We start from the raw sequence: 19,251 nt of genomic DNA, 5'->3' as shown, positions 1-19,251 counted from the left end.
TCCTTTTTTAATTGCCTACAAAACTTCATTTATTAGTTCTTTTAAATTAAAACGTTTACAAAATCTGAACTTTATACAACTCTAAATTTTCAAAATTTTCATTTAATTATTATCTTTAATTTGTTATACTTTCGACAACTTAATTGGGAGGTTAGGACCATGTCATTAAATTCAAAGGAAAAACCAACGCTTATCAATAGATTTTTAAATATAGTAGAAAAGATTGGTAACAGATTACCTGATCCTAGTATTTTATTTTTCTTAATGTGCTTAGGTCTCGCCGTATTAACTTGGATTATTTCATTTTTCTCTATCACAGTTAAACATCCTGGCACAGGTGATACCATTGCAATTAAAAGCATTTTAAGTAGCGACGGCTTATCAATGATTTTGAATGATGCTGTTAAGAATTTTTCTGAATTTCCTGCCCTAGGTCTTGTATTAGCTGTCATGCTAGGAATAGGTGTATCGGAAAAAACAGGCTATTTTGATAAATTGATGATACAAGTAGTACACAAGGCCCCCAAGAAAATTATAGTCCCTGTAATTATATTAGTTGGCATCTTAGGTAACGCTGCTGGTGATGCCGCTACTATCGTGTTACCTCCACTTACTGCCATGGTCTTTATTAAATTAGGTTATCACCCTATCGCTGGTTTAGCCATGGCTTATGCCTCAGCACTTGGAGGTTTCTCAGCTAATGTCATGATTGGTATGTCTGATGCTTTACTTTATGCTTTTACAGAGCCTGCAGCAAAAATTGTTGATGATAATGTGCACGTAAACGTCGCAATGAATTGGTACTTCATAGCTGCCAGTATTATTGTTTTATTACCAGCTGTATATTGGGTAACCATGCGATTTGTTATTCCTAGGCTCGGAACATATGATACATCCAACTCAGATATTAAAGTTGACGAAGAAAATACAGGATTAACACCTGAAGAAAATAAAGCAGTTTTTTGGGCAAACATAAGCTTCTTTGCAATGATTGCTTTACTCATTGTTTTAGCAATTCCACAAAATAGTTTTCTAAGAAATGCTAAAACAGGTAGTTTACTTAACGATGCACCAATTATTAATGGTGTCGGTCTAATTATTTTAGTCTTATTTTTAGTACCTGGTTTAGTATATGGAATTAAAATGAAAGCATTTCAAAATTCTAAAGACCTAGGTAAAATGTTGGCTGATTCTATGGGATCGATGGGTTCTTTTATTGTTATAGTATTCTTTGCAGCGCAACTACTAGCATTCTTAGAGTGGAGTAATCTAGGCGTTATCATTGCAGTCAAAGGAGCTTCATTACTCCAAGGACAAAATGGAATTGTATTAATCTTAGGCATTATTTTATTAAGCGCAATCATTAACTTACTGATAGGTAGTGCATCCGCTAAATGGGGAATTTTAGCACCTATTTTTATACCAATGTTAATGCTTGTTGGATTTCATCCAGCTTTTACACAAATGCTTTATAGAATTGGTGATTCTATCAGTAATCCAATCACTCCGATGATGCCATATTTGCCATTACTATTATCTTATGCGCAAAAATATGACAATAATATGAAATTAGGTTCCTTACTTTCAAGTTTGATGCCTTATACCATCATTTTAAGTATTGTTTGGCCATTGTTTATGATTATTTGGTATTTATTAGGTTGGCCATTAGGACCCGGGGGACCTTTAAATATGAAATAATATATGACAATTATGCACATAACAGATAAATCTCTCATTGTTAGATACCTGACTGGTGGATTTGTCTGTTTTATATTATGTATTGTAATATATGCGATTTATTTTAAATTAATTTCTATTGAGCAGTATGAAAATAATTAGTAACAAATTATTATATTTAATGTAATATAAACTTAAGAAATGGGTAAATAAAATACAACAATATAAATTACCTCATTAATATTTTAGGAGGCATTATGGAACGTATAGGATTAATTGATATCGGCTCAAATACCATTAGATTGGTTATTTTCGAATTTGATAAAAAAACTGGATTAAATGAATTATTAAATATTAAAACGCCAGCAAGGTTAAGCCAGTATTTAACTGAAGATTTGGCAATGAACGACGAGGGAATTGGAGTACTCACTGAAACACTAAGTAGCTTTAAAAAGGTAGCTGATAAATTTGAAGTTGATGCATTGCATCCTATAGCTACTGCAGCAATCAGACAATCAACAAATAGAGATAAAATTCTCGAAAAAATAAAAAAAGAACTTAATATCAAAATTAAAATCATAAACGATCAAGAAGAAGCATTTTATGGTTTTTATGCAATTACACATACTACAGACATTAATGATGGCGTTTCTGTTGATATTGGTGGTGGCTCAACAGAAGTCACACTCTTTAAAGATAAAAAACTAATAAAATCGCACAGTTTCCCTTTCGGTGTCGTTACTTTACAACGTAAATTTTTTGTTGGCAAAGACCATAACGACAAATCTGCAATTAAAGATATGGAAAAATTCTTATCTAAACAATTTGATCAATTATCATGGATAAAAAATCAAGAAGTCGCACTTGTAGGTATTGGAGGTTCTGCTCGTAACGTAGCACGTATACACCAGTCTGAACACTCATACCCTATCGGTGGCGTACACAACTATACAATGTCTGAAGATAACATTGAAGAAGTATATACAATCATTAAAAAGAGTTCACGTGATGATTTAAAAGATATTGATGGACTAAGTAGAGACCGTGTGGATATTATACTGCCTGCCGTAGCAGTCTTTAATACTCTATTTAATAAAATAGATGCCACTCAATTTACATTCTCTCGAAAAGGCCTTCGTGAAGGCTACGCCATGAATGTTATTGGCGAACGTCACCCAGAAGAATTTAAAAAAGAAAATATTAGAACAGATGCCTTGTATCATTTAGCAAATGAATACGGTATTGAAGAAGCTAGTGCTAACCAACGTGTAAAATTAGCACAATCACTCTTAGAACAATTAATTAAATTAGATAAAATTGAAGTTTCAGCAAAAGAAAAATCTTTATTTGCTGAGGGCGCATACTTGTATTACCTAGGTAGATTTATCGACGCTGATTCAAGTTCGCCCCACACGTATTATATTATTGCTAACTCAATGATTGATGGCTTCAAACACGAAGATCGTGTCAAGTTAGCGCTGCTTGCAAGTTTTAAAAATAAATCCCTGTTAAAGTTCTTTAGTCATGAAACAAAATGGCTTCGTGGTAAAGAGTTAGATAATATCCAATACTTAGGAGGTATTATAAAGTTCGTCAATGCACTCAACATCTCTCATACAAATGCTGTTGAGCGTTTAAATCTCAAAAAAGAAAACGGTGAGTACATCCTTTACGTTTATTATAATGGCGCACCTATTGCTGAAGAATACCAAGCGCATAGACAAAAGAAACACATCGATAAAATCTTAAAGGAAAATATTTCTATAATCTTTACAAAATCTTAAAATTCTTATGATAAATTAAGTGTAGCAAAATATGTATCTAAGACTACTAATGAGGTGTAATAACAGTTATGCATAGAAATTTGGGAGATAAGTATTTAAATTCACCACAATATTATAATAATAGAGAGCTAAGTTGGTTAGATTTTAACTATCGTGTATTACAAGAAGCACAAGATAAAAACAACCCTTTATTAGAACAGCTTAACTTTGTTTCTATATTTAGCTCAAATTTAGATGAATTTTTTATGGTACGAGTAGCCGGTCTACAAGATCAAGTCAAAATGGGCTATGATAAACCAGAAAATAAAGCACAATTAACACCAAAGGAACAACTTGACCAGATTAAAATTAAAAACAAAAAAAACGTTGATTTACAGTATGAAATTTATAATGAATTAATCAATAATTTACGTCAGTATCAAGTAGAAATCGTAAAACCTCATAAGTTACCTGAAACGCTTTTAGCACAACTTGAAACAGAATTCAAAGTTGGTATACTACCTACTTTGACACCATTAGGTATCGATGCTTACCATCCTTTTCCTAAATTAAATAATAAGAGTTTAAACATTTTTGTAAATATAGATACACCTGATGAAATTAATTCTGCTATTGTACAAATCCCATCATTAATACCACGTTTTTACGCACTGAATGAAGGTGATAAACAATACATTATTATGGTCGAAGACATTATCACTTATTTTATAAATGATTTGTTCACAGGGTTTAATGTCATAAATACTTTTACCTTTAGAATTACAAGAAATGCAGATTTAACCATCCATGAAGACGGTGCAGAAGATTTATTAATTGAAATTGAACGTTTCTTAAAAGAGCGTAAACGCGGTACAGCAGTGCGTTTAGAAGTAGATGGTAGAGATACAACACATGAAGATATTATATGGATAATGAATCAATTAGAAGTTCATGATAATGATGTTTATTTCTTAGATGGACCACTTGACTTAACTATGCTTTCTGATTTAGTTGGTCATTTATCTAATAAATTAAAACACTTAAAATATAATAAATATGTACCACAAATTCCACAATCTTTAGGCGATAATAATATTTTTGATCTCTCTCTTAAAAGAGATATATTTTTTCATCATCCCTATGAATCTTTCGAACCTATAGTAGATTTTATACGTGAAGCATCTGAAGATCCTGATACGATTGCCATTAAACAGACACTTTATCGTGTCAGCAAAGACTCACCTATTATTAATAGCTTAAAAAATGCCGCAGAAAACGGTAAACAAGTTACCGTACTTGTAGAATTAAAAGCACGTTTCGATGAAGAAAACAATGTACATTGGGCTAGAATGCTAGAAGACGCTGGTTGCCATGTTATTTATGGTATGACACATTTAAAAACACATAGTAAAATTTCACTAGTAGTTAAACGTATTAATAATAAACTTACTTCTTTTGTACATCTAGGAACTGGTAATTATAATGATAAAACCGCTAAACTTTACACTGATATGGGGATTATAACGACGAACAATGAGATTGCTGAAGATGCAATTAACTTCTTTAACTATCTCAGTGGTTACTCAATAAAACCAATTTATAACAAATTAATTGTTGCCCCATTTGATATCCGTGACGTCTTTTTAGCGCGTATAGATAACGAAATCAAGGCGCAGCTACAATATGGTAATGGGAAAATTATTATGAAGATGAACTCTTTAACTGATAAAGACATTATACTCAAATTATTTGAAGCATCATGTGCCGGTGTTAAAGTGCAACTTATTATTCGTGGAATTTGTTGCTTAAAACCAGGTGTTCCGGGCATCAGTGAAAATATTGAAGTAGTGAGTATAGTTGGACGCTTTTTAGAACATTCTCGTATTTATTATTTCCATAATAATGGAGAAGATAACATTTATCTTTCATCTGCAGATGCGATGACGAGAAATATGATTAAACGTGTAGAAATTTTGTTCCCTGTTGAAGATAAAGCGATCGCAAGCCGTCTATTAGATTATATGAATCTTCAACTTTCTGATAATCAAAAAGGACGTTACCAAGATCAACATGGCAATTATCACTATATTGAAAATAATTTGTCACCATTAAATTCACAAGCTTATCTTATGAATGAAGCTATAAAATTTGGTGAATCTTTACAAGAAAAATCTGCACATCCTCAAGTTATTTCAGCTAATAATCGTAAAGGCTGGTTTACTAAGATACGAAAATCTTTTAAAAAATAAATTCTTAACATAAAGATTTGATTTAAAGTCACGTCTCTAAAGCGTTCAAATTGTTGCATAAGTGAATATTAGACGTGATATGACCTTATAAGAAGTGGAACAGCAATCAAATTAACCCTTGATGGCTGCTCCACTTCTTTTCTGTTTGTTAACTTTACCTATATTTCACTGACATACGCGATGAACGATTTTATTCAATAATTGTTAATAAAAGAGCATTTATTTATTCACACTACCATAATATATAAGTCCATGTACCGATAAACAAACACAATTTGCTATAATATGAATGAGATAAATTCGTACTGCAGGAGGATTACCATGACTACACTCAATCAACTTAAACAAACTTTTCCTTTAATCAATAAGTTACAAAACTATACACCTTTATTCTGGGAAAACCCAAATTTTCAAAAGTCAGAATCATTCCCTTTTTCTATAGACGATATTGAAGAAGCTGCTGCAAGATTGGATAGGTTTGCCAGCTATATTCGTATAGTTTTTCCTGAAACTGAGAAGAATGATGGCTTAATAGAATCACCTTTAAAACAAATTCCATTTATGCAAGATGCATTAACAAAATCAGATTTTCAAACAAATATAGGAAAGTTATGGCTTAAATGCGATAGTCACCTTGCAATTTCTGGTTCCATAAAAGCACGTGGCGGTATTTACGAAGTATTGAAACTAGCAGAAACTATTGCAGTAGATCAAGGCGGTTTAAACTATAGCGATGATTACAGTATTTTAGCTGAACCACAATATCAAGCACTATTCAGCCAGTATAACGTGGCGGTTGGTTCAACAGGAAATCTCGGTTTAAGTATCGGTATTATAAGCGCGAAACTCGGATTCAGTGTAACGGTCCATATGTCGAGTGACGCACGTCAATGGAAAAAAGATTTATTACGCGACCGTGGTGTAGAAGTTATCGAACATCAATCTGATTATCAATTTGCAGTTGCAGAAGGCAGAAAAGCAGCGGAACATGACCCAACTTGCCACTTTGTCGATGATGAAGGATCAGCCGATTTGTTCTTAGGCTATGCCGTAGCAGCTTTAAGATTAAAATCACAAATTAGAGAACAAAATATACAAGTTGATGCTGAACATCCTCTCTTTGTATATCTACCATGTGGTGTTGGTGGTGGCCCTGGTGGCGTGACTTTTGGCTTAAATCGAATGCTGGGTGAGCATGTTTATTGTGTGTTTGTTGAACCTACACATGCCCCATGTATGTTACTAGGAATGATGACCCAGCTCCATGACACTATTGCTGTCACAGATATTGGTTTGGATGGCCGTACTGATGCTGACGGTTTAGCAGTATCACGTCCTTCTCGCCTCGTTGGACAAATAATGAATAACATACTTTATGGTGCATGTACTGTATCTGATAAGCAAATGTATCGCTATTTATACGCTTTGAGCCAAAAAGAACACATATTCATTGAACCTTCAGCAGCTTCTGGCTTTGCTGGTATAAAACCAACAACTCAATCAGCAATCAATAATGGAATTGCTGTAGAAAATGCGAACCACATCGTTTGGGCAACAGGAGGTAATATGGTGCCTAAAGATGAAATGCTCAAGTACGTAGATTATGGCAAGAACTTAGTTGAAAATAATAAATATTAATTTCACTCTTCACTACAACAATATACAAAAATCACTCAATCAAAATAAATAACATTACTAGTTAAATTTAATTTTGTTACTATCAAAACTTAGAATTGTATAGTGGGACAGCGATCAATTTTTGGAAAAGTAATTTTGTTAATGCGCCTATTTAACGATGACTAAACACACTAAGTCCGAGACATCTATTTATGCTCGGGCTTTACTTTTATTTTTTATTAAAATGCATCATGTATATATTTTAAGGGAGCTAAAATGAACTCTGTCCATTATTTTCAGAATATTTATTGAATTACAAAAATATCTATGTTAAAGTGTTCTTTATCAATTCACTTTAGTTCGGTAGAGAAACAAAGTAAATGTAAAGGATGGTTATATTATGAATGCTACAACACTTATTAAAAACAAAGAAATTGAACTCGCATTTTTAAAGCATTTTCAACAAGCCGGATTTAAACTTGTCGATTTCAGCTTTATCGAATCTCTATCATGGCAAACACTTACAAAAGACGACCTTCAACAAATGACAGAGCGTAGTTTCTGGCAACATGACCATCATATCTTTGCGCTACGCAATGATTTTACTGATCAATTATTGCGTTATTATAGTAATTATCCACGACAGTTAAGCAATGTAGCTTATTCAGGACCTATTGTGCGTGATAATGAAGTCTATACTCAATTAGGTATAGAACACTACAACCCTACCATTACAGATATGCAAGAAGACTTTATGGCTTTTTATGAGTTTATAAAAACCTCACTTAACGATGAGATAGATTTTGTTATTTTAGGTCATTACCAGCTTATTGACTTACTTTTAACGACTAAAGAGCAAACTAATGAGATATTAAAACTCATTCAAGAACGCAATATTTCAGAGCTTACTTCGCAACTTGGTATCGCTCATCCAATCGTTCAATTACTAACTACTAAAACGACAGAACAACTAGATTTATTAAGTCAGATTTTCCAACATGATCATCGTACAATACAAGCGTTAAGACGTTGGGAACAGTGGTTCAAATCACTCGGTATTAATGATATACATCTAGATATTACGCCACAGCCACCCCGTTCATATTACAAAGGCGCATTCATGAGATGTCATCTTAAAGAAAATAAATATCAACAACTAACTGGTGGTTTTTACAAAGGTGATTTAGAAGGATTCGGACTCGGATTTATTTTATAAAAAAGGAGCGACGCACATGCTTACAGTAGCTTTAGCAAAAGGAAGATTATTAAAAAGCTTTATTGCTTATTTAAAGGAAATAAATGAACAATCATATGCACAAGCGTTAGAACAGAGAGAACGTCAATTATTAATTACTGTTGGTTCTATCCAATTTGTATTAGTTAAAGGGAGTGATGTCCCTATCTATGTAGAACAAGGTGTAGCAGACGTAGGTATTGTCGGAAGTGATGTACTGGAAGAAAGTAATTATACAATCAATAACCTTTTGGACTTACCTTTTGGCAATTGTCACTTTGCTTTAGCTTCTAAACCAGAAACAACTACTTTCACTAAAGTTGCTACTTCCTATATGAAAACCGCGCGTAAATATTTTGAATCACAGGGACTTGATGTAGAGCTTGTAAAGTTATCTGGTTCTATCGAGTTAGCTTGTTTAGTTGATATGGTAGATGGCATCGTTGATATCGTCCAAACCGGTACAACATTGAAATCTAATGGGTTAGTCGAAAAAGATACCATTAAGAATATAAATGCAAAACTTATTACCAACAAGCAATCATACTTTAAAAAATCAACGGAAATTGACGATTTAATTCAAACTTTGGAGGTGTCACTCATTGATTATAAATAAAGCGACATTTTTAAATGACTATTTAGATCAGTCCTCTTTAAATGAGGATTTGTATCCCCTAGTTAAAACAATTTGTGAAAAAGTTAAATTGGAAGGTGATCAAGCACTCAAAGCCTACAATAAAGAGTTAGACAAAGTAGATACACCTCAATTAGCAATTCCATTCTCAGAGTTAGAAGCAGCCTTCCACCGGTTAGACAATAACTTGCGAGAAGCTTTACAACACAGTCACGCTCGTATTGAGACTTACCAAAAATCTATCAAATGGACAGATCAGCAAGGTTCTATTGAATGTTATGAAATGTATCATCCTATAGAACGCGTTGGTGTGTATGTACCAGGTGGCAAAGCGAGCTACCCTTCAACTGTATTAATGACTGCAACACTTGCGAAAGTTGCAGGAGTCGAAAATATAACTGTTGTAACACCGCCGCAAGCAGATGGCCTACCTGATATCGTTTTGGCCGCATGTTATATTGCTGGCGTTGATGATGTATTTCAAGTTGGTGGCGCGCAAAGTATAGCTGCACTTGCTTATGGAACTGAAACGATACCTAAAGTTGATAAAATTGTCGGCCCAGGCAATCAATATGTCGCTTATGCGAAAAAATATCTTTTTGGTCAAGTAGGTATAGATCAAATTGCAGGACCAAGTGAAATTGCTTTAATCATTGATAAGACTGCTGATTTAGATGCGATTACATATGATGTATTTGCGCAAGCTGAGCATGATGAATTAGCACGTACATTTGTTATTAGTGAAGATGAGGAACTGCTACAACAACTCGAACAAAAGATTCAACAAACACTCACTGACATTGAACGTCAATCTATCGTAAAGGCAAGTTTAGCTAATCACCATTTCTTGATTGCTGTTGATGATTTCACAGAAGCTTGTGATTTAATGAATCAAATCGCACCTGAACATGCATCAATCCAAACCGCTTCACCACGAGACTATTTAAATCATGTACGCTATGTAGGAGCTCTATTTTTAGGTCATTATTCACCAGAAGTCATAGGTGATTATGTTGCTGGACCAAGCCATGTATTACCTACGAATCAAACAGCAAGATTTACGAACGGTTTATCAGTGAATGACTTTTTAACGCGTCACTCGGTCATAGATTTGTCTCAAGATACCTTCAATCAAATTGAAAAGCCTGCTCGTGAACTTGCCCATATTGAACAACTATATAATCATGAACAATCTATTGAAATTAGAACGACAAAGGGGTCATATTAATGATAAGAATTAACAAAAATGAAAGTCCACTTCGTCCTTTAACAGATTCACAACTAGCTACAATAATACAAGATGCTGCCTTTAACTTTTATCCAGATGACGAATACGAACGCTTTAAAGACGCTTATGCAAATTATTATGGCTTTACTGCTGAACAAGTCATAGCTGGTAATGGATCTGATGAACTGATTCAAAAATTAATGCTAATCATGCCAGAGGGTCCGGCATTAACACTTAATCCAGATTTTTTCATGTACCAAGCTTATGCTGCTCAAGTAAATCGTCCTATTGAATTTGTGCAAGCTGAAGACGATTTAACATTTAATCTTGAACAGATTTTACAACGTATCGAGGAAGTGCAGCCTGCATTCTTTATAATGAGCAATCCACACAATCCATCAGGTAAGCAATATGGTACTACATTTTTAACAGCTATCGCTGACAAAATGAACAATATTGGTGGTTATTTCGTAATAGATGAAGCATACTTGGATTTCGGTGAAGCTTACAACTTTGATATGCAACCACACGTACTACAAATGCGTACCTTGTCAAAAGCGTTCGGTATCGCTGGCTTAAGGTTGGGCGTTCTAATTGGTACACCAGAGACGATTCAACATATACAGAGTATTGAGCATCCCTACCCATTAAATACGCTTACCCTACACATTGCTTTGTATATGTTTGAACATCCTGAAAAAACCAAACAATTTATAGAACATCAACGTCAATTAGCACTTAGACTAAGAAACTTATTTAACGATTATGTTGCAGATATTATGGTCGTATTTCCATCATCTACTAATTTTGTACTTACTAAAGGAACGGAAGCACAAAACTTAGGGGAATATATTCAAGCACATGGTTTTTTACCTAGATTATATAATGGAACAGAAATGAATGACTACGTGCGTTATTCTATTGCTACGGATTCACAATTGGATGATTTAGAAGAAATTATTAAAACTTGGAGGTCTCAATATGATTTATCAAAAAACGCGTAATACTGCTGAAACACAATTATCTATCTCACTTGCAGACGACAATCGTCCAAGCGAAATAAACACTGGCGTGGGTTTTCTGGATCATATGTTGACTCTCTTAACCTTTCATAGCAACTTATCTATTACTATTGATGCAAATGGTGATACAGAAGTAGACGATCACCATGTCACAGAAGACATAGGTATCGTTTTAGGTCAATTGCTATTAGAAATGACACGAGAGAAAAAATCCTTTCAACGTTATGGGGTAAGTTATATCCCTATGGACGAAACATTAGCTCGTACTGTAGTTGATATTAGTGGGCGTCCATTCCTTTCATTTAATGCCAGTTTAAGTCGCGAAAAAGTAGGCACTTTTGACACTGAATTAGTAGAAGAATTCTTCCGTGCGCTAGTCATTAATGCGCGCTTAACAACACATATAGATTTAATTCGTGGTGGCAATACGCACCATGAAATAGAAGGGATTTTTAAATCTTTTGCGCGTGCCCTTAAAGTAGCCTTAACAAGTAATGATACGGAAGGCACACCGTCATCTAAGGGTGTGATAGAATGATTGCCATAATTGATTACGGTTTAGGCAACATTAAAAATGTACAACGTGCAATCAATCATCTTGGTTATGAATCTAAATTAACAGATAATCCAAAAGATATTGAAGCTGCTGATATGGTTATTTTACCTGGTGTCGGTCACTTTAAAGATGCCATGCGAGCTATCCATTCCCGAGGTTTGGTTGAAGTTTTGCAATCCGTTACAAACAAGCCTGTGATTGGTATTTGTCTTGGCATGCAACTGCTATATGAATGGAGCGCTGAAGGTGATGTCTTTGGATTAAAACTAATACCAGGTCGCATCATACCAATTGAAACGCCCTACCCAGTTCCTCACTTAGGTTGGAACAATCTAATTAGTAACCAATCGACACTTTCTCAAGATGTCTATTTTGTACATTCTTATCAGGCACAAATGTCTGAATATGTTGTAGCATTCGCTGAATATGGCACACAAGTCCCTGCAATTGTACAATTTAAAAATTATATAGGCATCCAATTCCACCCTGAAAAGAGTGGCGATGATGGCTTAGCAATACTTAATCAAGCACTGAAAGGCGGATTCCTAAATGATCAAACTATGGCCAGCTATTGATTTAATCAATGCAACAAGTGTACGTCTTACTGAAGGTAAATATGATTCAGAAGAAAAAATGTCACGAAGCGCTGAAGAAAGCATTCAATTTTATAACCAATTCAATTGTGTAGATCGTATCCATATCGTAGATTTAATCGGGGCTAAACAACAATCTTCTATTGAACAAGACTACATTAAAGCCTTACGTACACTAACCGATAAACCGATAGAAGTTGGTGGTGGTATTAGAAGCGTAGAAACTATTGAAGCTTATTTTAACGATGGGATTGATTATTGTATTATCGGTACTAAAGGTATTCAAAACTTAGAATGGTTAGCCGAAATGGCGCACCAATTCCCTAATCGTTTATATCTCTCTGTGGATGCATATAAACGAGAAGTAAAAATAAATGGTTGGGAACAAGATGCTGAACTAGATTTATTTGAGTTAATTGAAAAAATTGAGTCTTTACCTCTTGCCGGTATCATCTACACAGATATTTCAAAAGATGGACGACTAGAAGGCCCTAATTTTGAGATTACTGGTCAATTAGTCAATGCAACTCAAAAACCTGTCGTTGCTTCTGGGGGTATTCGCCATCAACAAGATTTAGAAGAATTAGAAGCGCTTGGCGTTTCGGCAGCTATTGTAGGTAAAGCTGCACATAATCCTAATTTTTGGGAGGGCTTGTCATGATTAAAAAGCGTATCATTCCTTGTTTAGATGTTAAAGATGGGCGCGTCGTTAAAGGCATCCAATTTAAAGGATTAAGGGATATTGGTAACCCTGTCGAATATGCACTGTATTATAACGAGCAAGGCGCTGATGAATTAGTCTTTTTAGATATTTCACGTACAGAAGCGGGCCATGACCTTGTACTCGATGTTATTGAAGAAACTGCAGACAAACTATTTATACCATTAACTGTAGGTGGTGGTATATCAACGATCGCTGATATTTCTCAACTCTTAAATCATGGTGCTGACAAGGTATCACTCAATTCAAGTGCACTTAAAAATCCATCATTTATTAAAGAAGCTAGCGAAAAATTTGGCAGTCAATGTATATGTATCGCTATAGATAGTAATTATGACGATGAATTAAATGACTATTTTTGTTATACACATGGCGGCAAGCAACGTACAGATAAACGTGTTTATGATTGGGTTCAGGAAGTTGAAGCTTTAGGTGCTGGTGAGTTACTTATTACAAGCATGACCCATGATGGTATGAAACAAGGCTTCGATGTCACTCACTTACATGAAATCGAACAACTTGTAAATATTCCAGTTATAGCTAGTGGTGGCGGGGGTAATCCAGAGCATTTCGTTAATCTATTTAAGCAAACCGATGTTTCTGCTGGTCTTGCCGCAAGTATTTTACACGATAAAGAAACAACTGTAGATGAAATCAAAAAAACAATGGCACAAGGGGGTGTCCCAGTAAGATGAATACAGAACAACCTGATTTTAGCAAAGGTCTTTTGCCAGCTATATTACAAGACATTAATACAAATCAAGTGCTAATGCTCGGTTATATGAATGAAGAAGCTTATCAGCAAACACTCACAAGTGGTGTTGTTTGTTTTTATTCACGTTCCAAAGACCGTTTATGGACAAAAGGAGAAACGTCTGGAAATACTCAAATCGTTAAAAATATTCATTTAGACTGTGACCGAGATACACTCCTTATCGAGGTTGTACCAAATGGGCCAACATGCCATACAGGTAGTCAAAGTTGTTTTAATACGCCCATACCTTTCAACGTGCAACAACTAGAACAAACAGTAACTACTAGTGCCGAATCTAATAAAGAAAACTCATATACACAGTATTTATTAAATGAAGGACTAGAAAAAATCACGAAAAAATTCGGCGAGGAATCATTTGAAGTTGTTATAGGTACAATGAAAAATGACCGTGAAGAAGTGACGAATGAAACTGCTGATTTAATGTATCACTTATTTGTGTTGTTACATGCCTTAGATATAAAATTTGACGACGTTGAACAAGTACTCGCTCAACGTCATCAAACCGCTAATAACTTTAAGGGAGAACGCACAGATATTAATCATTGGTAACAATGCCTTAAATATAAAGACGAGATGAATTTGGAACAAAAATCTATTTTTAATAAGATTTCTGTAAACCATATTCATCTCGTCTTTTTTATTTGTTTTTCAACAATTCTTTTTTAAATAAATCTGCCTGTTTTTCCACAGAAATTAAATCTGCATAAATCGCTTCATCCATAGCATAATAAACCACATTACCATTCTGTACAGCTTGGTTATTTTTCCAAGTATTTGATTTTACAAAATCATTATTAGGTTTCTGTCCGTCTTTTGTAGGAACTAATAAATAGTCTCCTGAGTACGTATTAAATTTTTCTTTAGGTACTTTCATAAACTTCTCTTTTGGCATAGCTTGTTTCGCTTCGGGATCCTCTTTTAAACCGAATCCTTCATAGATTGCTTCACTACCCCGACCAAATCTAGGCCCAAATTGATATATATCTTTTGCTTGAATATCCATAATTGAGAAAGTTTTATCTTCTCCAATTGCTTTTTTAATTTCTTTACCATCCTTGGCTAATTTGGATGATAATTTACTAGCTTGCTTTTTAGCTTTTGCTTCTTTATTCACTAATTTACCTATTTCTATATGTGTATCTTTATAATCCATATTTTGCACCTTAATCGGAACAGTTGGCGCAATTTTTTCTAATTTTTTATTATTCTTATTTTCTTTATATGTAATGATTAAATCGGGTTTTAATTTTGCTGCTGCTTCCACATCTTCAGGATCTATCTTCTTAATGTTTGCCATATCTAAATATTTTGAATCAGGAAAAACACTCGTTATCGCAATCGGTTTAATACCTAACTTTTTAAAATTGCCATAATTAGCTGTTAAATCAAGTACCCTTTTAGGATTTTTAGGAATTTGCACCTTATCCCCTTCACCTGTTGTATATGTTTTCGTCTCGGTATTTTCTTTTGAAGCTGCATCTTTAGACTCATCATTATTACCACAAGCTGCTAAAAATAATAGTAAACACAACATGAAATAAAATAATTTTTTCAAAATATTAACCCCTTCCATAATATTATACTTCTATTCTAATCGAAAACGATTATCAATTGCAATATAATAATATAGAATTTTTAATTATTTATAGTTTGGCATTTTTCTAAACTCGAAATTTATTATAGTCGTTTTATTTTTACACTTTTGATATTATAAGTACAAAAGGAGTTGCTATTATGGAAAAATATTTCATAGGCATTGATCATGTACAAGTTGCTGCACCAGCAAACCAAGAAGATTTAGCTAGAGCGTTTTATGCTGAAAAATTAGGATTCAAAGAAATAACCAAACCAGCTAATCTTGCACGAAAAGGCGGGGTTTGGTTTCAAATCGGACAACAACAACTTCACATTGGTGTTGAAACCAATTTTGAACCAGCCAAAAAGGCACACCCTGCATTTGCAGTACACAACGCGACGGAAGTAAGGAAAAACCTTGAATTACAAGAAGTCGAAATTATATACGGAGATGAACTTGAAGGAGCTGATCGCTTTTATATTTACGACCCATTTGGCAATAGGATTGAAATTATAGAATGGCTGTAAAGTCCCACTCTCTAAAGAACCACTTCTTTAAAGAAGTGGTTCTTACTCAGATGGCCTACTAAAACTTTACAATTATTGGAAGTTGGGCTATGTAACATCTCATCGCCAACACGTATCATATAATCATAAACAGATATTACTCAAAAAGATAGACGTCTCCCATTTCTTCATAATTGTTATAACTGCTTATTTCTTCAAATCCTAATGATTGGGCAGTCATAATAGATGGGCGGTTATCTTTTTTGGTGCGCACAAGTATTTGATTACTGACTTGTATGTCTTCTTTCACATACTCTATAACCGCTAAACATGATTCTTTGGTATAACCTTTGCGTGCAAAATCTGGGTTCAAGCGATAAGCTAAATTAAGATATGTTTCACCTAACATTGTTTTATATGTCAAACCACACATACCAATCATTTTACCGCTTCCTTTTTCTATCATTAATGCGTAACCAAAACGGTATTTAAACCAATGTTCAATCCATGACTTAAGCATCTCTTCTGTTTCTTCTATACTTTGGTGAGGCCCTGCTGGGTTATAAACATTTGTTCTTGGATCTGAATGTAAATTGTACAAGTCGACTAAATATTCGTGTGAAGGTCTCACTAAATATAATCTATCTGTTTCAATAATAAAGTTTGTCTCCATAATATAATCTGTCTCCATATTTTCCCCACCTTAGCTTAATATTTTCAACTGTTATATATTATAATTCCATGTACATTAAATCTTCATCATAATAATTAATTCCATCATAGAGTGCTTTAGGTTCTATGCCATAACGTTTAAATCCTAATTGTTCATATAATGCAATGGCACTTTTATTTTCGGACAGGACGCTTAATTCAATTATTTTCACAAACCCTAGTTCTTTTGTCTCATCAATTATTTTTTGAAGCAATAACCTGGCAATACCTTGTCGTCTATACTGGGGATCACAGTAGACCGCCACTAAGTTTCCTTTATGTTTTACCTTCTCTATGCTTTCACTATAAAAAGCACCTATACAAACTAATGAGGTGTCGTCAAATGCGCCAATTGTAAATTGAGTTTCTGTAGGTATGATTCGTGATTTAAACTTATCTATGGAGAATTCAATCTCACGCTTGTAAGTAGATGCAAAACCTTTCGGATCAGTTTGCAATGATTTCAAACGCAGCTTGCGATATTCTTTCACGTCACTTTCAATTAAACGCCTATAATACATTGATTAACACTTCTTTCATAAATTAGATACAAAAATATAACTTTTAAGAGTGAGAGGAAAATCAAAATTTGTAATTTTATTTTCCTCTCACTCTCATATGGCTAACAGATAACAAAGAACATAATAAATAAAACAAGGCTTGTCTACGCGCTATTTTATACTGGTCTTACGGTAACTTCATTTATATTGACGTGACTAGGTTGTTGTAATGCATAAACAACAGCTTCAGCAATATTTTTCGGGTCTAACTTTTTACGAGAACCCCAATCAGTATTACCACTTAATGGCGTATCTACCATACCAGGTGAAATACTTGTGACCCTTACACCTGTTTTAGCTAATTCTTTTTCTAACCCTTGGGTAATAGTATGTACCGCCGCTTTAGATGCGCTATATAAGGTGCTTTGTTTTGTAACTTCAAAACCAGAAATAGAAGCAATATTTATAATATGTCCTGTAGATTGATTTAAAAATATTGGTAATACGGCATTAATACCATATAAAGTACCTTTGACGTTGACATCAATCATATTTTCCCATGCCTCAACATCACCATCTGTAATTGCAGAAGAGAGCATTAAACCTGCACTATTCACTAATATATCTACATGACCAAATTTATTTTCAGTCTCTTTTACTAATTTTGCTACTTCATTTTTTTGCGTAACATCAACGATATGTGTAGCAATTTCAGACTGACTATTTTCTTGAAGTTGTTCTGCTACATCAGATAAACGTGCTTCATTGCGCCCTGTTAACATTACTTTCACGCCATGTTGTGACAATGTTTCGGCAATACTTGCACCGATACCACTACTTGCACCTGTAACAATTGCAACTTTATCTTTTAATTCATTCATTCATATCTTCCTTTCTTCTTCAATTTAACTATTTATAAGGTCATTTCCCTATTTTCAATTATTTTATCATGTTAATTTATTTTTTATTAAAATTTTGTGTTATAACAATTATTCATTACCTATACTTCAATTTAATGTGGGTATATAATAGATATATATCAATTTAGCAACGTTTGATTAAAGGGGGATAAAATTTGAACTTTGATGAAAAAATCAATCATTTACATGCATTTAAGGGCAAAGACAACTTTGAATTTCGCTTTGAAGCATTGTTTGATCAAGAAGAGTGGATTCAAATGTCTTTAAATCAACGCAAACAACTAGAACGTGAATTCCGTATCTATGTAGAACACCATGATCACTTACGTATACCTTATGCGTCACAAGACCATATTCGCATGGGTATGTATAATTCCGTTTATGACTTCAATTCGGTTAAACATAATTTCAAGGCCTACATTTAAGATTAATCTTTCAATAGGTTTCGTTTAAATCAATATACAAAAAGCCTACACTACTATAAAAACAGTAGTGTAGGCTTTCTTAATACTGGGGGTGAGGGTGTTTAAATAAATCATGAAAGTTTTACTGGGGAGAAAAACTTGCACAAAGTTAATAGGTTTTTATTGTAAGCGCAGTTTAAAAACACTATTAAACCTCGATTTACATCGATGTATACAGCGTATTATTGATTAACTAATAGCTCTTTCTTTAAACCATAGTTGTAAATTTTCTCTGCATCAATGTAAGCTATATAGTCAATACTTCTGTATCCATCTTTAATGTCATTAATAATACCTTGATTTACACCTGTGTGTGTGTATATTTCGTAACTACTTTCGTTTGAAAAAATAACTGCTTCAATTACTTTTCTCATAATTAATCACTCCGTAGTTTTCTATTAAGAAGCTTTGTTTATCTTCTACACCCTTATCATAATGCATATTCTAATAATTTAAAAGGATTTTGTGATTATTTTCACAAATTTATCACTTTTGTTCTTTTTTC

At 33.7% G+C, this 19,251-nt stretch carries 20 protein-coding genes; 15 read left to right on the top strand and 5 right to left on the bottom strand.

Features of this window, described 5'->3' with window-relative positions:
- The first annotated feature begins 159 nt into the window (after positions 1-159).
- The 13 genes from J5E45_RS08145 to hisIE all read left to right on the top strand — a co-directional run bounded on the left by J5E45_RS08145 (position 160) and on the right by hisIE (position 14,618).
- Entirely contained in the window at positions 160-1,698 is a 1,539-nt protein-coding gene (locus J5E45_RS08145; RefSeq protein WP_039067384.1) for an AbgT family transporter, read from the top strand.
- A 233-nt stretch (positions 1,699-1,931) separates the two neighbouring features.
- Complete coding sequence (gene ppx, locus J5E45_RS08140) at positions 1,932-3,461, top strand: exopolyphosphatase (protein WP_069792295.1); 1,530 nt, start codon at positions 1,932-1,934, stop codon at positions 3,459-3,461.
- 68 nt (positions 3,462-3,529) lie between these two features.
- Positions 3,530-5,689 carry an RNA degradosome polyphosphate kinase gene (locus J5E45_RS08135; RefSeq protein ID WP_039067386.1) on the top strand — a complete coding sequence of 720 codons (2,160 nt, stop codon included), beginning with the start codon at positions 3,530-3,532 and terminating at the stop codon, positions 5,687-5,689.
- Between the two features lie 321 nt (positions 5,690-6,010).
- On the top strand, positions 6,011-7,327 hold the full coding sequence (locus J5E45_RS08130; RefSeq protein WP_208181992.1) for a D-serine ammonia-lyase: 1,317 nt from the start codon (positions 6,011-6,013) through the stop codon (positions 7,325-7,327).
- Between the two features lie 379 nt (positions 7,328-7,706).
- Positions 7,707-8,522 (top strand): ATP phosphoribosyltransferase regulatory subunit, encoded by an 816-nt coding sequence (locus J5E45_RS08125; RefSeq protein ID WP_039067389.1) that lies wholly within the window; start codon positions 7,707-7,709, stop codon positions 8,520-8,522.
- Between the two features lie 16 nt (positions 8,523-8,538).
- Positions 8,539-9,156 (top strand): ATP phosphoribosyltransferase, encoded by a 618-nt coding sequence (gene hisG / locus J5E45_RS08120; RefSeq protein ID WP_039067390.1) that lies wholly within the window; start codon positions 8,539-8,541, stop codon positions 9,154-9,156.
- Positions 9,146-10,402 (top strand): histidinol dehydrogenase, encoded by a 1,257-nt coding sequence (gene hisD / locus J5E45_RS08115; RefSeq protein ID WP_039067425.1) that lies wholly within the window; start codon positions 9,146-9,148, stop codon positions 10,400-10,402. The genes hisG and hisD overlap by 11 nt, the downstream gene beginning before the upstream one ends.
- The gene (locus tag J5E45_RS08110; RefSeq protein WP_039067392.1) at positions 10,402-11,406 is read left to right on the top strand and encodes a pyridoxal phosphate-dependent aminotransferase; all 1,005 of its coding nucleotides are present in this window, start codon (positions 10,402-10,404) and stop codon (positions 11,404-11,406) included. Before hisD ends, J5E45_RS08110 begins: the two co-directional genes overlap by 1 nt.
- Positions 11,384-11,962: an imidazoleglycerol-phosphate dehydratase HisB gene (gene hisB, locus J5E45_RS08105; RefSeq protein ID WP_039067394.1), complete on the top strand. Its 579-nt coding sequence runs from the start codon at positions 11,384-11,386 to the stop codon at positions 11,960-11,962. Before J5E45_RS08110 ends, hisB begins: the two co-directional genes overlap by 23 nt.
- Positions 11,959-12,555: an imidazole glycerol phosphate synthase subunit HisH gene (hisH, locus tag J5E45_RS08100; RefSeq protein ID WP_069792290.1), complete on the top strand. Its 597-nt coding sequence runs from the start codon at positions 11,959-11,961 to the stop codon at positions 12,553-12,555. Before hisB ends, hisH begins: the two co-directional genes overlap by 4 nt.
- Positions 12,530-13,234: a 1-(5-phosphoribosyl)-5-((5-phosphoribosylamino)methylideneamino)imidazole-4-carboxamide isomerase gene (gene hisA, locus J5E45_RS08095; protein WP_208181991.1), complete on the top strand. Its 705-nt coding sequence runs from the start codon at positions 12,530-12,532 to the stop codon at positions 13,232-13,234. Before hisH ends, hisA begins: the two co-directional genes overlap by 26 nt.
- Positions 13,231-13,989, top strand: coding sequence for an imidazole glycerol phosphate synthase subunit HisF (hisF, locus tag J5E45_RS08090; protein ID WP_039067398.1), 759 nt, complete (start codon positions 13,231-13,233; stop codon positions 13,987-13,989). The genes hisA and hisF overlap by 4 nt, the downstream gene beginning before the upstream one ends.
- On the top strand, positions 13,986-14,618 hold the full coding sequence (gene hisIE / locus J5E45_RS08085) for a bifunctional phosphoribosyl-AMP cyclohydrolase/phosphoribosyl-ATP diphosphatase HisIE (protein ID WP_208181990.1): 633 nt from the start codon (positions 13,986-13,988) through the stop codon (positions 14,616-14,618). Before hisF ends, hisIE begins: the two co-directional genes overlap by 4 nt.
- A gap of 88 nt (positions 14,619-14,706) precedes the next feature.
- Here hisIE and J5E45_RS08080 read toward each other — a convergent pair whose 3' ends face one another.
- Entirely contained in the window at positions 14,707-15,624 is a 918-nt protein-coding gene (locus tag J5E45_RS08080) for an ABC transporter substrate-binding protein (protein WP_101050239.1), read from the bottom strand.
- A 179-nt stretch (positions 15,625-15,803) separates the two neighbouring features.
- Here J5E45_RS08080 and J5E45_RS08075 point away from each other — a divergent pair, with 179 nt between their 5' ends.
- The gene (locus J5E45_RS08075; protein WP_069792285.1) at positions 15,804-16,172 is read left to right on the top strand and encodes a VOC family protein; all 369 of its coding nucleotides are present in this window, start codon (positions 15,804-15,806) and stop codon (positions 16,170-16,172) included.
- Between the two features lie 136 nt (positions 16,173-16,308).
- Here J5E45_RS08075 and J5E45_RS08070 read toward each other — a convergent pair whose 3' ends face one another.
- The 3 genes from J5E45_RS08070 to J5E45_RS08060 all read right to left on the bottom strand — a co-directional run bounded on the left by J5E45_RS08070 (position 16,309) and on the right by J5E45_RS08060 (position 18,243).
- Complete coding sequence (locus J5E45_RS08070) at positions 16,309-16,842, bottom strand: GNAT family N-acetyltransferase (RefSeq protein ID WP_081324984.1); 534 nt, start codon at positions 16,840-16,842, stop codon at positions 16,309-16,311.
- A gap of 40 nt (positions 16,843-16,882) precedes the next feature.
- Positions 16,883-17,383 carry a GNAT family N-acetyltransferase gene (locus J5E45_RS08065; protein WP_208181989.1) on the bottom strand — a complete coding sequence of 167 codons (501 nt, stop codon included), beginning with the start codon at positions 17,381-17,383 and terminating at the stop codon, positions 16,883-16,885.
- A 155-nt stretch (positions 17,384-17,538) separates the two neighbouring features.
- Positions 17,539-18,243 carry an SDR family oxidoreductase gene (locus J5E45_RS08060; protein ID WP_039067406.1) on the bottom strand — a complete coding sequence of 235 codons (705 nt, stop codon included), beginning with the start codon at positions 18,241-18,243 and terminating at the stop codon, positions 17,539-17,541.
- A 194-nt stretch (positions 18,244-18,437) separates the two neighbouring features.
- Between J5E45_RS08060 and J5E45_RS08055 the strand changes: the two genes are divergently transcribed.
- Positions 18,438-18,707, top strand: a complete 270-nt coding sequence (locus J5E45_RS08055; protein WP_039067408.1) for a DUF1413 domain-containing protein — start codon at positions 18,438-18,440, stop codon at positions 18,705-18,707.
- 221 nt (positions 18,708-18,928) lie between these two features.
- On the opposite strand, the gene J5E45_RS08050 is transcribed toward J5E45_RS08055, so the two are convergent.
- Positions 18,929-19,120 (bottom strand): hypothetical protein, encoded by a 192-nt coding sequence (locus tag J5E45_RS08050; protein WP_029378284.1) that lies wholly within the window; start codon positions 19,118-19,120, stop codon positions 18,929-18,931.
- Between the last annotated feature and the right edge of the window lie 131 nt (positions 19,121-19,251).

This window comes from Staphylococcus shinii, from assembly GCF_017583065.1.
In the GTDB taxonomy this organism is placed as follows: domain Bacteria; phylum Bacillota; class Bacilli; order Staphylococcales; family Staphylococcaceae; genus Staphylococcus; species Staphylococcus shinii.
This window is presented reverse-complemented; position numbering and strand designations above follow the sequence as displayed.